The organism is Bergeyella porcorum, from assembly GCF_042427575.1.
Taxonomy (GTDB): Bacteria; Bacteroidota; Bacteroidia; order Flavobacteriales; family Weeksellaceae; genus Bergeyella; species Bergeyella porcorum.
In genome coordinates this window covers 1-12483 of sequence record NZ_JBHMFD010000001.1, presented here as the reverse complement: position 1 = coordinate 12483, position 12483 = coordinate 1, and the positions used below count along the sequence as shown (strand labels likewise).

Genomic DNA, 12483 nt, shown 5'->3' with positions numbered 1-12483 from the left:
GTTTTTAAGGTTGTATGTTTAAAAGTGTTTTTATTTTATCCAAATCCTTCACGCCTGGTGCTGTTTCAAATTTGGAATTGATGTCGATAGCGAAAGGTTGCTGTTTTAGATGTTGGATATTACCAATATGATCTATTGAAATGCCGCCACTTAGAAAGTAGTCTTTATGAATTTCTAAATGCTGAAGCAATGCCCAATCAAAACTAATACCCGTACCACCGAAAGCGGAGGAATCGGTATCAAAAAGGAAAAAATCTGCCGTTTTGTGATGGGCTAATAACTCCTGCAAATGGCTACCGTCCGTATCTTTTCCCACTCTGATGGCTTTAATAACTTTCACATCTGAGGGCAGTAAGGATTTCAGATTTTGAACGAAAAGAGCATCTTCATCTCCGTGCAACTGAACGAAATTCAAATCCGCTTGGGCAACCATCTGGGCAATGGTTTCCGCCGATTCATTCACAAAAACGCCTACTTTCCCCTGATGATTGATGCCTTTAAGCTCTTCCAAACTCAAATGCGACAAAACATATCTCGGTGATTTTTCATAGAAAATAAATCCCAAAAAATCGACTTCCCAATTAATCAATTGAGTAACCTGAGAAAGCTGAGTAAGCCCACAAACTTTAAGTTTTAAATGGCTTGAATAAAGAAGTTTCATCTGGTTTTATAGATTAGAAATTTCATTTGCGAATTGTTCAAATTTTCTAGCAGGATTTTCATTTTTCATAAAAAACTCTCCCATCAGAAAGGCATCAAACCCTTGTTTTTTCAAGTATTTAAAATCTTCCAAAGTGTAAATGCCACTCTCTGCAACGGAAAGTGTCCCTGTGGGTAAAGCATTTTTAAGCCGTACAGAATGCTCTAAATCTACTTTGAAATCTTTTAAATTTCGGTTGTTAATCCCTACCATATCTACTTCAGAATTAAAATGATTGAGCTCTTCCTCTGTATGTAGTTCGAGCAAAACCTCTAACCCCAACTGATGAGCCAAATCTGTAAACTCTGAAACCTGCAAAGGAGATAAGCAGGCGGCTATAAGCAAAACTACATCAGCACCAATGGCTTTGGCTTCGTAAAACTGATAAGCATCTATCATAAAATCTTTACGAAGAATAGGGGTGTGGATATGCTCTCTAATGGATAGGATATCCTGAATATTTCCTCCAAAAAAATGAAAATCCGTTAAAACAGAAATACCACTTGCTCCAAAGGTTTGGTATGCTGTAGCAACTTCCAAAGGTTGTGCTTTGGCGTTAATAATGCCTTTGCTGGGCGATTGTCTTTTAAATTCAGCGATGATGCCACTACGCTCTTTTACGGTTGTTTTCAGCGAAAGCCCTTCCCTCTGGAAAAAAAGCGTGTCTTTTAGCATTTCAATGGGAATATTCTTTTTCGCTAAGGAAACCTCCATTGCCTTTTGTTCTATGATTTTATCTAAAATAGTCATTTTTTTCTAAATAATTTATTATTTTACTTTTCACCTTATCAATATTCTATATTTCCTACTTCATTTTCCATTTTTCCCTCTCCATTTTCTATTTTTTCTTATTGATTTTCTATATTTCCTACTTCATTTTCCGTTTTCCCCTCTTTATTTTCTATTTTTTCTTATTGATTTTCTATATTTCCTACTTCATTTTTCATTTTCCCCTCTTCATTTTCTATTTTCCTTATTGATTTTCTACATTTCCTACTTCATTTTCCATTTTCCCCTCTTTATTTTCCATTTTTCCTTATTGATTTTCTATATTTTCTACTTCATTTCCCACTTTCTCCTATTAATTTTCATTAATTATCAATGAATAAGTCGCTTTAACACCTCCAAAGCCTTCCCACTTTCTAGACTTTCCTTGGCTAATTGAAAACAATCGGAATAATTTCCAAATTTTTGGGTAGATGCTAGTGCCATTGCCGCATTAGCAAGGACTACGGCGTTTTGCTCGGGCGTGCCGTTGCCTTCCAAAATTGTTCTGAAAATCAGAGCTGCCTCTTCCTTGGTTTTACCCCCACTAAGACTTTCAGGAGCGAGCGGTTGGCCACCCAATTCCTCAGCAGAATAGACTTTCTCCCCTTGTTCCGTAATAATTTTGGTATCGCCCGTAAGGGAAATTTCATCATAACCATCTAAGGCGTGCACCAAAGTGAAAGAAGCGTTTTCCTTCTGCAAAAGATACTGGTAGAGCCTTGCTATTTCCAAATTGGCAACCCCAATGAGACGATATTGAGGACGGGCAGGGTTTACCAAAGGTCCTAAAAGATTAAAAAATGTTTTCAGTCCCAATTGCCTGCGAAGAGGTGCTACCGACTTTAATGCTGGGTGGAATAGCGGAGCGTGAAGAAAACAAATATTAGCCTTTTCCAAATCGCTTTTCAACCCCTCGGCATCGTTCTTAAACTGATAGCCCAAATGCTCTAAAACATTGGAAGAGCCACTGATGCTGGAGGCTCCGTAATTCCCTTGTTTCACAACAGCTTGCCCCGCTCCTGCTACAATGAAACTTGCCAAAGTGGAGATGTTAAAGGTATCTTTGCCATCGCCCCCCGTCCCCACAATGTCTATGCCATCGGTATCTTCCAAGTAGATGGGTGTGGCAAGTTGCAATAAGGCTTCGCGAAAGCCCATCAGCTCATCAAGGGTGATGCTTCGCATTAAAAACACGGTGATGAATGCCGTTACTTCACTTTCGTTGAACTTGCCCTGTGAGATTTCTAAAAGTATGGATTTTGCCTCTACTTTTGTGAGGGTCTGATGATTGAAAAGGTATTGTAAGATTTGTTTCACGGTACGATAATTATAGGACTAAAAAAAAATTAAAACGGATTAAAGATTTAAAAAATTGGCTAAAATCTGTTTTCCTTGTGGAGTTAAAATACTTTCAGGATGATACTGCACCGCGTGGAGATCATACTGTTTATGCTTCAGGCTCATTATCATTCCTTTTTCATCTACAGAGGTAATTTCTAACTCCTCTGGGAAATCTTCGGGATTCACAGCCCAAGAGTGGTATCGCCCTACTTCCAAGGTTTTGGGAAGATGCTGAAAGATTTTATGCTCTGCAATCTGCGTAGCCTCAGTAGCCACGCCGTGATAGATTTCGGAAAGATTGATAAGGCTGCCCCCAAAGGCTTCTGCGATGGCTTGCTGCCCCAAGCAAACCCCAAAAATGGATTTGGTAGGAGCATAAGTCTTAATGACTTCCAAAAGAATACCCGCTTCCTCTGGGATGCCTGGACCAGGGGACAGAATGATTTTATCATACTGGGCAATGTCTTCCAAAGCAATTTCGTTATTTCTAAAAACATCTACTTTGGACTGCGTGATTTGCTCTATCATCTGCACCAGATTATAGGTGAAACTATCATAGTTATCAAAAACAAGGATTTTCATCATTTGGTTGTCTGTTGATGGCTGATAGTTGGTGGATTCTATTGTATTAGTGTTATTTTTCATTATCTAATTTTTTATAGTAATTGATAAATCCATTGATTAGCTTTTTACAAATTGTAATTTGATTTAAAATTGTATTTATTTCTTTTTCATTGATGTAACTTTGATCAAAGGCTAAATAAAATTGAGTTTCTAATTCATAAACAGATCCTCTAGCGATGTATAAGAAGTGTAGCGTTTCTTTATTGGTACTCCTACCACATCCTTCCGCTATATTTGAGGCAATGGACACTGCACATCTTCTCATTTGATTGGTTAAGCCAAAAACTTCATCTTGAGGGAATTTTTTAGTTAGTTGATAAGATAGATTGGTTAACAATCGAGCTTCTATCCAAACTTCCAATTTTGTATAATCCATTTTATAATGTGTTTAAAATTATTATTAAATAAAAGTTTCAGCATCATCCGACAACCAACAACCGACAACCATCAACCATCAACCAATTAAGCAATCCCCTCCGCTTTTTTTACGGCTTTTTTCAGGGCACTGAGTTTGTTATTCACTTCTTGAAGCTCGTTTTCCGCTGTAGATTTTGCTACGATACCAGCCCCCGCTTGATAATAAAGCGTATTGTCTTTGCTGAGGAAAGTTCTTATCATAATCGCTTGATTGCAAGAACCATCGAAGCCTACAAAACCTACACAGCCACCATAGAAACTTCTGCTGGTTGTTTCGTAGCGGTCTATCAGTTCCATCGCCTTGTATTTAGGTGCTCCACTCAATGTTCCTTGTGGAAAAGTGGTAGCAATCATTTCATAAGGGTTTTGATGGGTATCCACCTCTGCTGTTACTTCTGATACCATATGAATCACGTGAGAGAAAAAATGGATTTCTTTAAACTTAGAAACTTTGGTATTTTTTCCGCAGATACTCAGGTCATTTCTTGCTAAATCTACCAGCATTGTATGCTCTGCATTTTCTTTAGGGTCGTTTTTGAGTGCTTCGGCAGCCTGTAAATCTTTTTCCACATTACCCGTTCTTCTGAAAGTGCCTGCAATGGGATGGATGATGGCTTTTCCATCCTTAATAATCAACTGGCTTTCAGGGCTTGAACCTAAAAGTTTATAATCGCCATAATCAAAAAAGAAGAGGTATGGAGAGGGGTTAATATTTCTCAAAGCACGGTAAACATTAAACTCGTCTCCTTTGAAATTTTGCTGAAATCTTCGGCTCAATACCAATTGGAAAACATCTCCACGGAAACAATGCTTTCTCGCGATTTCCACCAAGTTTTTAAAATCCTCATCGGAAAGGTTAGAGGTTTCCTCACCTACAGTCTCGAAAGGAAAAATAGGAACATTCTTTTGCTGAATGATATTTTCTATTCTATGCAGTTCAGATTTAACCCCTTCTATGTGATTTTCAATAATGTACATCTCATCATTGAAATGATTGATGGCGATTACATATTGGTAAAAACGATACCTTAGTAAGGGAATTTTATTGTCTTCTGTGGAGGTTTTAAACTGAATGTTTTCAAAGAAAGGAATCGCGTCATAGCTGGTATATCCAAAGAATCCTTGCCCATTTTTCGCCATAGGCTCTGGGGAAGGTATTGCCTGAAAGCAATTGGCAAAACTTTGAAGCAAAGCCGTGAGCGATTTCGGTTTTAAATCTACTTTCAATGGGGTTTCATTAGGGAATTTAAACTCGGCTTCGTGGTAATTTTTAATTTCAATCCCCGCAATGGCATTTACAGCAATAAAGGAGAAATTGTTTTCAGGATTATGATTTCCCGTACTTTCCAAAAGGATGGTATCTCGGAACTGATCTCTCAGTCTGAGGTAGATTCCCACGGGTGTGTACAAATCTGAAAGGCTTTTCTTTACCGTGGTTTTGATGGTGATATTTCTATTAAAATTCATTGTTAAAAAAAATAAAAAAGGCTTTGACGGATGATTTGTCAAAGCCTATAATGTTATGATAAACTATTATTTCACTATACTCCAAAAAGGGGATATCATCAAGACCTTGACCAAGATTTTGATTGCCACCACCAGTTGTTATTTTGGATTGTTTTCATTGGGACAAATATATGAATGTTTTTTGTATTGGCAAGTGATTTTTTCTATTTTTCATCAAACTTTCTTTTATAAACATCTAAATCGTATTTTTGCTTTCAATAATTCACACCTATGACTTGGAAAGAGATTTTAGCCCCGATAAAACAATCCGATGCTTTTACTACCCTTTGGAATAAGGTAAAACAAGAATATGCACAAGGAAAGTGTTTCCCTCCAAAAGAACAGATTTTCCGTGCGTTGGAACTCACGCCTTTTGAAGAGGTAAAGGTGGTTATCATTGGACAAGACCCCTACCACGGAGATTTTCAGGCTAATGGATTGTGTTTTTCGGTTTCAGACCAAGTAAAAACGCCCCCGTCTTTGCAAAACATCTACAAAGAACTAAAAGACGATTTAAACATTGATAAGAATACCAACGAACTAGAATCTTGGGCAAAGCAAGGGGTTCTTTTGCTTAATGCCACGCTTACGGTAAGAGCCCACTCGCCTAATTCTCATAAGGATTTGGGTTGGGAACAGTTTACCGATTTTATCATCCAAGAGGTATCTGAAAAGAAAGACAATGTTGTTTTTGTGCTTTGGGGAGCTTTTGCACAAAAGAAAGCATCGTTGATTGATACACAAAAACACTTTATCATAAAATCGGCTCACCCCTCGCCTTTTTCCGTATATAGAGGATTTTTTGGAAGTAAGCCTTTTTCTAAAATCAATAGTTATCTCGCTTCAAAAAACTTAGCAAAAATTGAGTGGTAAAATGAATTAAAAAAGCATATTCCAAACCACTATCGTTAGCATTGCCAAACCTACTACAAAACTAAATCCTGTACCATAGAGAAATCCTATAAAAGAGCCTTTGGTAGCGTTTAGAGCTTTGTTCATATCTCGGTTGTCGTGAAGCAATTCTCCTACAAAAACACCGAGAAACATTCCTATCAAAAAGCCAAAGGGAATAGGGATAAAAAACATTCCTAAAAATGTTCCCACCACAGAGCCAATACCCCCCCATCGGGTACCGCCGTATTTTTTTGTTGTTTTAGCAGGAATAATATAATTGAGCACCGAAGATATCGCGGTAAGAATTCCGAAAATCCAAATATACGCCATAGGCAAGTCTGCATCAGCCCCAAATTTGTAAATCAAAATCCCACAAAAACTGAGTAAAAGCCCTGGCAATACAGGTAAAAAAGTTCCTAAAATCCCTACTACTAAAAGGATTATACTGAGAATATAAATAACGGTTTCGTTCATCATTATTAATCATTTAAAATTGGTTAAAAATAGACATAAAACAACAATCAAACAACGCTTTTTATTATTTTTGCATCTATGAAAGAAGAGATACAAGAAACCAAAAACTTATTGCAACACATCAGCGATGATATTCATCTATTCATTCGGGATACGATGCCTGATGGAATGGTATTGTTTACGCAAGTTGTTGCAAAAATAGTGCTATTGTTGCTGCTTTTAATAGCACTCGGTTTTGTTTTTAAGCAGTTGATACGCTTAGGATACATGCTCACCAGAAACCACTCCGAAAAACCTATCCTAAAATCACTTTACGATACTAAAGTGCTGTATTCTGTATCCAATTTTATTGCGGTAGGCGTTACCAAAAGTATGATTACTGCTATTTTCTACCGCCATCCCAAAAGTCATATTTTTCTAGACACTACTTTCGATTTGATTTTTGTAGTGGTATTTGCCATACTCTATATCCGAAGTCTGAAAGCCGTAGAACAATATTTTTTCCTCAAAGGCGACTGGTCTAGAATTACGGGAATCCGTGCTGTAACGCAAACCTTGAAAATTTTCGGATATATATTGTTTATTTTCGTAGGTGTTTCTTTACTCTTCCAGATTTCTTTGCTTACTATTTTCAAAAGTTTGGGGGCAATGACGGCTTTAATCTTATTGATTTTCCGCGATACCGTCTTGGGTTTCATTACCGGAATACACGTAGCTGCCACTAAAAATGTAAAGGTGGGCGATTGGGTAGGTATCCCGAAATACAACATTGAAGGAACTATCGACGATATTAATCTGCTGACAACTAAAATTATCAATTTTGATAAAACCGTCTCTACTATACCTACCTATGATTTACTTTCCACCGAAATCAAAAACCTGCAAATAATGTCTGAAACCAATACCAGACGCATCAAAAAATCAATTATTTTCAATATCAAATCGTTTAAATTTATTGATGAAACAATGTTTTTGAGATTAGAAAACATCAATCTCATCAAAGACTATATGCAGGAAAAAAAGCAGGAAATCCAATTGGAAAAAGCTGAAGCAGATAATGATATCATCAATGGACGACAACTTACCAACATCGGAACCTTTCGCATCTATGCAATGAATTATCTGAAAAACAACCCTAATATAGACCAGAAAGGCCGCCTGATGGTGAGACAGCTAGACATTACGCCACAAGGTTTGCCGTTGGAAATTTATTGTTTTGCTAATAGCTCGCAATGGGAAAATTACGAACAAATACAAGCCGATATTTTTGATCACCTTCTCGTAGCAGCCCAAAAGTTTGACCTCGAAGTGATGCAGACTAATGTGAAGTAGAATGGGAAATGGTTGATGGTTGACGGTTGATGGTTGATGGCTAGCGATAATAAAATACTTAAACTATCTCTGTGATAAAAAAATGATAGACTAATCACCTACAATAAAAATCCCATTTTTGAACAAATTAAAACAACATACCATATAAACATAATCATTTAATTAAAATCAATTTGATTTATTAAAAATAATTCATTCTTTAATTTCCCCCATTATGTTTGAAATAAAAGAAGTGCTACGGAAAGGACAAACAAGGTTGTTTGTAATCAAAGAAGAATTACAAAGAAGACAATTAATTAATAATTAACCATTAACAATTATCAGAAATGAAATTAAGTGTAAACATCAATAAAATAGCAACATTACGCAATGCCCGTGGTGGCGATGTGCCTAGTGTAACCCAAGTGGCGATAGATGCCCAAAAATTTGGAGCTCAAGGCATCACCATCCATCCAAGACCAGATGAAAGACACATCACCAGAAAAGATGTCTATGACCTAAAACCTTTGGTACACACCGAGTTTAATATCGAGGGAAACCCACACCGCCCATTTGTAGATATGGTTTTGGAAGTAAAACCAGAGCAAGTAACATTGGTGCCAGATGCCGATGACGCCATCACTTCTAATGCAGGGTGGGACTGTGAGAAACATTTGGATTTCCTGAAAAATACCATTGCCGAATTTAAAGCCGCTGGCATCCGCACCTCTATCTTCCTAGACCCCAACCCAGAAATGGTGAAATACGCTGCAGAAACTGGTACCGACCGCATAGAGCTCTACACAGAAGCGTATGCCAAAGGCTATTCTACCAACAAAGAAGAAGCGATAAAACCCTACATTGCCACCGCAAAAGAAGCAGAAAAATATGGCTTGGGCGTGAATGCAGGGCACGATTTAAGCCTTGATAATCTAAAATATTTCGCTGAAAACATTCCCAATCTATTAGAAGTATCCATAGGACACGCCCTAATATCGGAGGCACTTTATCTCGGGTTAGAAAATACCATTCAGGCGTATAGAAAAAGACTTTCAGTCAATGAATAAAGGGGCTTAATTTCTCTTCATTCATTTTTCAAATTTTGAAAAAAATTCATTAATTTGCAGTGCTTTAAATAATACTTATATTATGATTATTCAACCAAGAACAAGAGGATTTATTTGTTTAACGGCTCATCCCGAAGGGGCTTTACAAACCGTTAAAAATCAGATAGAATATGTAAAATCTAAGGGGCAATTGGAAAATGGGCCTAAAAAAGTTTTGGTCATTGGTGCTTCCACAGGATTTGGTATCGCCTCTAGAATTGAAGCGGCTTTCGGTTCTGGAGCGGCTACCATTGGCGTATTTTTTGAAAAACCTTCCTCCGAAGGAAAATTGGGTACTGCAGGGTGGTACAATTCTGCCGCCTTTGAACAAGAAGCTCATAAAGCAGGGCTCTACGCCAAAAGCATCAATGGTGATGCCTTTTCTGATGAAGTAAAACAACAGACCATCGATTTGATAAAAAAAGACCTTGGCACGGTAGATTTGGTGGTATATAGTTTGGCTTCCCCTAGAAGAACGCACCCTAAAACAGGCGTGGCTTATGCCTCTGTCTTGAAACCCATTGGCGAAGCTTTTACCAATAAAACCGTAGATTTCCACACGGGGAATGTTACCGACATCAGCATCAGCCCTGTGGAAAACGAAGAAGATATCCAAAATACCATTGCAGTAATGGGTGGTGAAGATTGGAAATTTTGGATGGAAGACCTGAAAAATGCTGGTGTTTTAACTGAAAATGTGAAGACGGTAGCATATTCTTACATTGGCCCAGAGCTTACTTTCCCTATTTACAGAAACGGAACCATTGGTCAGGCAAAAAATGATTTGGAAGCCACCGTATCCATCATAGACGATTTACTGAAAGACCTTGGCGGTAAGTCTTATGTATCGGTAAACAAAGCCTTGGTAACACAGTCTAGCTCAGCAATTCCCGTTGTACCATTGTACATCTCGCTTCTTTATAAGGTAATGAAAGAAAAAGGCACCCACGAGGGCACTATAGAGCAAATGCAAAGATTGTTTACAGATAGATTGTACACCAAAGATGGCGTAGTACCACTAGATGACAAAGGCAGAATCCGTATTGATGATTGGGAAATGGCAGATGATGTACAAGCAGAAGTTGCCCAACGATGGAATAGCGTAACCACCGAAAACCTCTCTGAGATAAGCGATATAGAGGGCTACAGAAGAGAGTTTTTCAATCTTTTCGGTTTTGAGATTGATGGCATCGATTACGAAAAAGACACCAACGAAGATGTGAAAGTACCGAGTATTGAAGGGTAATTGAGGATTTTAGTATAAAAAAAGCTACCTTTGTGGAGGTAGCTTTTTCATTTTTTCCAATGATTTTTCTATTGCACAAGCATATCGATTTCTAAATGATTATTATCTTTCTTAACCCTTTCTTTTGCAGAATTTTCATAGATTTTAATCATCTTGGCAGGGTCTGTTTCTCTATTGCCATTTATCATAAAATTCACATTGCTTCCACCGCTGTTTAATATCATTTGCTTCATTGCTCTTGCAGGGTCGTTTCTATCATCCCAAAAGACTTTTCTATATTTTTTCCTATCCAACTCTATCTCTGTTGGGCGGTATATTTCCGAAGCTGTTGCTACATTATCCGTTATTTTACTGATTCCTTTTAATTCAAAAGAGTGATATTTTTGACTGTCCTCTATTTTTACGATAAGCCCTGGCAACCCGTGAAACTTATAAGGACCCTCTGGAATAGGAATTTCATCTGTATACCAAGCCTCCCATTGCCTACCCGCAAAATTTGCAGTAGCTTTTTGCACAGACCACTCTCCTATTTTTTGCTTTTCTGGATGCAATACCCAAGTTATTTTTCTTTCTTCGGGTATTCTATAATAATGCTCTCCAATTGTAGTATGCAAAGTAACTTTATAGTCTGGATAAGTTTTAGAAACATGGTTGTTATTTTCCCCAAGCGAGTGAGAAGTTTTTCCAATAATCCTTCTCCCGCCTTCCATACTCCCTTTTCTTACCTCTGTAATATCAGTAGAATCTCGTTTATATTTCTTGTAACTATAAAACACAGAACCTTGATTGGTTACTTCCAAAAGCATCATTTCTTTAGAAACTTTATTCTTTTGAGTAGAATCTTTTACTGCTTTATATTCATAGAAAAGTCTTTCATTCTGTGCATATAGCAAAGATATAGAAAAACACAGAAAAGTAAAACAACATAATGCTTTCATCATCCTATTTTTTAAAGTATTTTTACCCTCGTAGTTGTTCCGTTGGTAGAGTTTTTCAAGTTATTTAGAAGTTTTTGCTTAAACTCTTCATTTTTTTTATAATATTCCGCCAAAGAAATGGTATTTTTATCCTTAGGATAGTTTATTTTTTCTTTATCGCCTTTCTCTACACTTGTGGCAACATATACATCCTTACCCAATTCCACTTTCAATACCAAACCATTGACTCCTCTATACAATGCAGGTCCATCCTTTACGGGAATTTCCTCTGTGTACCAAACTAATACACTTTTACCATTATGCTCCCCTATAGCCTTTTTCACATTATACCCCAATATAGTATCCGTATCATTAGTCGTTTTCCACGCTAGATTTGGAAGTTCCCCAGCAACATTATAATGCTCATCCCCCAAAGTAGTTTCTATATAAAAACTATTGTTTTTAAAATTCTTATACACATCATATTTATCCTTTTTCATTCTTATCATTGTGGTTGTCTTCTCATTTTCTTTTTCTGACAAAACACTTTGAGGGGCAGAATCCAAAGTTTTATATACAGATTGACCATCATTAATGTAAAGCGAATAATATTTACTTAATTTTTGTAATTGCTGTCGTGTTGCCTCGGGCAAGCTTGCTAGCTGAGATTCTTCTATTTTTATTTTCTGAGTATAATGCACCTTATAAGATTGTGCAAAAACACTAGAAACTACACAAAGTGCAGTAACAAAACTAATTTTTAACTTCATAATTCTTAATTTTTAAAAACTTTATATTACAATATTTCCTTACTTTTATAGACGCTTCTACTATCATTATTTTATACGAATTTTTAAAATCTTAAGCTCCACGAACATACAACAAAATATGATATAAATCAAGTATTTTTTCTTGTTTTTTTTATTTTTTTCTAAACAAACATTTAATTACACACAAATCATACAATTGATTAATTATAAAATAATGGTTACAAATACCTTACAAAACAAGCTTAATTAAACACTCATTTACCCTGACTACACAGTAGGCTTTAAGCGATAAACCATAAGCTTTGAAACGATTCAAAGAAAGATTTCGCGAAATGTCAGCCTGAGCATTCTAAGATAAAAACAAATAATCAAGAGATTAATTTTACAAAAGGTTCATTTCTTTTAGCAA

At 36.7% G+C, this 12483-nt stretch carries 13 protein-coding genes; 4 read left to right on the top strand and 9 right to left on the bottom strand.

Going from position 1 to position 12483, the window contains the following annotated elements; all coding sequences use genetic code 11:
* Positions 1–4: 4 nt before the first annotated feature.
* The 6 genes from ACFFUE_RS00065 to ACFFUE_RS00040 all read right to left on the bottom strand — a co-directional run bounded on the left by ACFFUE_RS00065 (position 5) and on the right by ACFFUE_RS00040 (position 5317).
* Complete coding sequence (locus tag ACFFUE_RS00065) at positions 5–661, bottom strand: phosphoribosylanthranilate isomerase (protein ID WP_376831685.1); 657 nt, start codon at positions 659–661, stop codon at positions 5–7.
* A 6-nt stretch (positions 662–667) separates the two neighbouring features.
* Positions 668–1450: an indole-3-glycerol phosphate synthase TrpC gene (gene trpC / locus ACFFUE_RS00060; protein WP_376831683.1), complete on the bottom strand. Its 783-nt coding sequence runs from the start codon at positions 1448–1450 to the stop codon at positions 668–670.
* A 348-nt stretch (positions 1451–1798) separates the two neighbouring features.
* Positions 1799–2785: an anthranilate phosphoribosyltransferase gene (gene trpD, locus ACFFUE_RS00055; protein WP_376831681.1), complete on the bottom strand. Its 987-nt coding sequence runs from the start codon at positions 2783–2785 to the stop codon at positions 1799–1801.
* A gap of 39 nt (positions 2786–2824) precedes the next feature.
* Positions 2825–3391, bottom strand: coding sequence for an anthranilate synthase component II (locus ACFFUE_RS00050; RefSeq protein ID WP_327985339.1), 567 nt, complete (start codon positions 3389–3391; stop codon positions 2825–2827).
* A 52-nt stretch (positions 3392–3443) separates the two neighbouring features.
* Positions 3444–3809 carry a four helix bundle protein gene (locus tag ACFFUE_RS00045; protein WP_327984311.1) on the bottom strand — a complete coding sequence of 122 codons (366 nt, stop codon included), beginning with the start codon at positions 3807–3809 and terminating at the stop codon, positions 3444–3446.
* A gap of 86 nt (positions 3810–3895) precedes the next feature.
* A complete protein-coding gene (locus ACFFUE_RS00040) occupies positions 3896–5317 on the bottom strand; it encodes an anthranilate synthase component I family protein (RefSeq protein WP_376831679.1) in 1422 nt (473 codons plus the stop codon).
* A gap of 270 nt (positions 5318–5587) precedes the next feature.
* Here ACFFUE_RS00040 and ACFFUE_RS00035 point away from each other — a divergent pair, with 270 nt between their 5' ends.
* Positions 5588–6229, top strand: coding sequence for a uracil-DNA glycosylase (locus ACFFUE_RS00035; RefSeq protein WP_376831677.1), 642 nt, complete (start codon positions 5588–5590; stop codon positions 6227–6229).
* A gap of 6 nt (positions 6230–6235) precedes the next feature.
* Here the strand turns inward: ACFFUE_RS00035 and ACFFUE_RS00030 are convergent, their stop codons facing one another.
* Positions 6236–6724, bottom strand: a complete 489-nt coding sequence (locus ACFFUE_RS00030; protein WP_376832194.1) for a DUF456 domain-containing protein — start codon at positions 6722–6724, stop codon at positions 6236–6238.
* A 78-nt stretch (positions 6725–6802) separates the two neighbouring features.
* Between ACFFUE_RS00030 and ACFFUE_RS00025 the strand changes: the two genes are divergently transcribed.
* The 3 genes from ACFFUE_RS00025 (at position 6803) to fabV (ending at position 10387) form a co-directional block, all read left to right on the top strand.
* The gene (locus ACFFUE_RS00025; RefSeq protein ID WP_376831675.1) at positions 6803–8056 is read left to right on the top strand and encodes a mechanosensitive ion channel family protein; all 1254 of its coding nucleotides are present in this window, start codon (positions 6803–6805) and stop codon (positions 8054–8056) included.
* Positions 8057–8382: 326 nt separating this feature from the next.
* Entirely contained in the window at positions 8383–9102 is a 720-nt protein-coding gene (locus ACFFUE_RS00020) for a pyridoxine 5'-phosphate synthase (protein ID WP_327984305.1), read from the top strand.
* Between the two features lie 82 nt (positions 9103–9184).
* Positions 9185–10387, top strand: coding sequence for an enoyl-ACP reductase FabV (gene fabV / locus ACFFUE_RS00015; protein ID WP_376831673.1), 1203 nt, complete (start codon positions 9185–9187; stop codon positions 10385–10387).
* A 68-nt stretch (positions 10388–10455) separates the two neighbouring features.
* Here the strand turns inward: fabV and ACFFUE_RS00010 are convergent, their stop codons facing one another.
* Both ACFFUE_RS00010 and ACFFUE_RS00005 read right to left on the bottom strand, forming a co-directional pair.
* Positions 10456–11328 carry a GLPGLI family protein gene (locus tag ACFFUE_RS00010; RefSeq protein ID WP_376831671.1) on the bottom strand — a complete coding sequence of 291 codons (873 nt, stop codon included), beginning with the start codon at positions 11326–11328 and terminating at the stop codon, positions 10456–10458.
* Between the two features lie 8 nt (positions 11329–11336).
* The gene (locus ACFFUE_RS00005) at positions 11337–12074 is read right to left on the bottom strand and encodes a GLPGLI family protein (protein WP_376831668.1); all 738 of its coding nucleotides are present in this window, start codon (positions 12072–12074) and stop codon (positions 11337–11339) included.
* Between the last annotated feature and the right edge of the window lie 409 nt (positions 12075–12483).

Bases quoted from the DNA above. Each gene is read 5' to 3' on its own strand.
- ACFFUE_RS00065 (WP_376831685.1), bottom strand. From the start codon at position 661: ATGAAACTTCTTTATTCAAGCCATTTAAAACTTAAAGTTTGTGGGCTT.
- trpC (WP_376831683.1), bottom strand. From the start codon at position 1,450: ATGACTATTTTAGATAAAATCATAGAACAAAAGGCAATGGAGGTTTCC.
- ACFFUE_RS00050 (WP_327985339.1), bottom strand. From the start codon at position 3,391: ATGAAAATCCTTGTTTTTGATAACTATGATAGTTTCACCTATAATCTG.
- ACFFUE_RS00045 (WP_327984311.1), bottom strand. From the start codon at position 3,809: ATGGATTATACAAAATTGGAAGTTTGGATAGAAGCTCGATTGTTAACC.
- ACFFUE_RS00040 (WP_376831679.1), bottom strand. From the start codon at position 5,317: ATGAATTTTAATAGAAATATCACCATCAAAACCACGGTAAAGAAAAGC.
- ACFFUE_RS00035 (WP_376831677.1), top strand. From the start codon at position 5,588: ATGACTTGGAAAGAGATTTTAGCCCCGATAAAACAATCCGATGCTTTT.
- ACFFUE_RS00030 (WP_376832194.1), bottom strand. From the start codon at position 6,724: ATGAACGAAACCGTTATTTATATTCTCAGTATAATCCTTTTAGTAGTA.
- ACFFUE_RS00025 (WP_376831675.1), top strand. From the start codon at position 6,803: ATGAAAGAAGAGATACAAGAAACCAAAAACTTATTGCAACACATCAGC.
- ACFFUE_RS00020 (WP_327984305.1), top strand. From the start codon at position 8,383: ATGAAATTAAGTGTAAACATCAATAAAATAGCAACATTACGCAATGCC.
- fabV (WP_376831673.1), top strand. From the start codon at position 9,185: ATGATTATTCAACCAAGAACAAGAGGATTTATTTGTTTAACGGCTCAT.
- ACFFUE_RS00010 (WP_376831671.1), bottom strand. From the start codon at position 11,328: ATGATGAAAGCATTATGTTGTTTTACTTTTCTGTGTTTTTCTATATCT.
- ACFFUE_RS00005 (WP_376831668.1), bottom strand. From the start codon at position 12,074: ATGAAGTTAAAAATTAGTTTTGTTACTGCACTTTGTGTAGTTTCTAGT.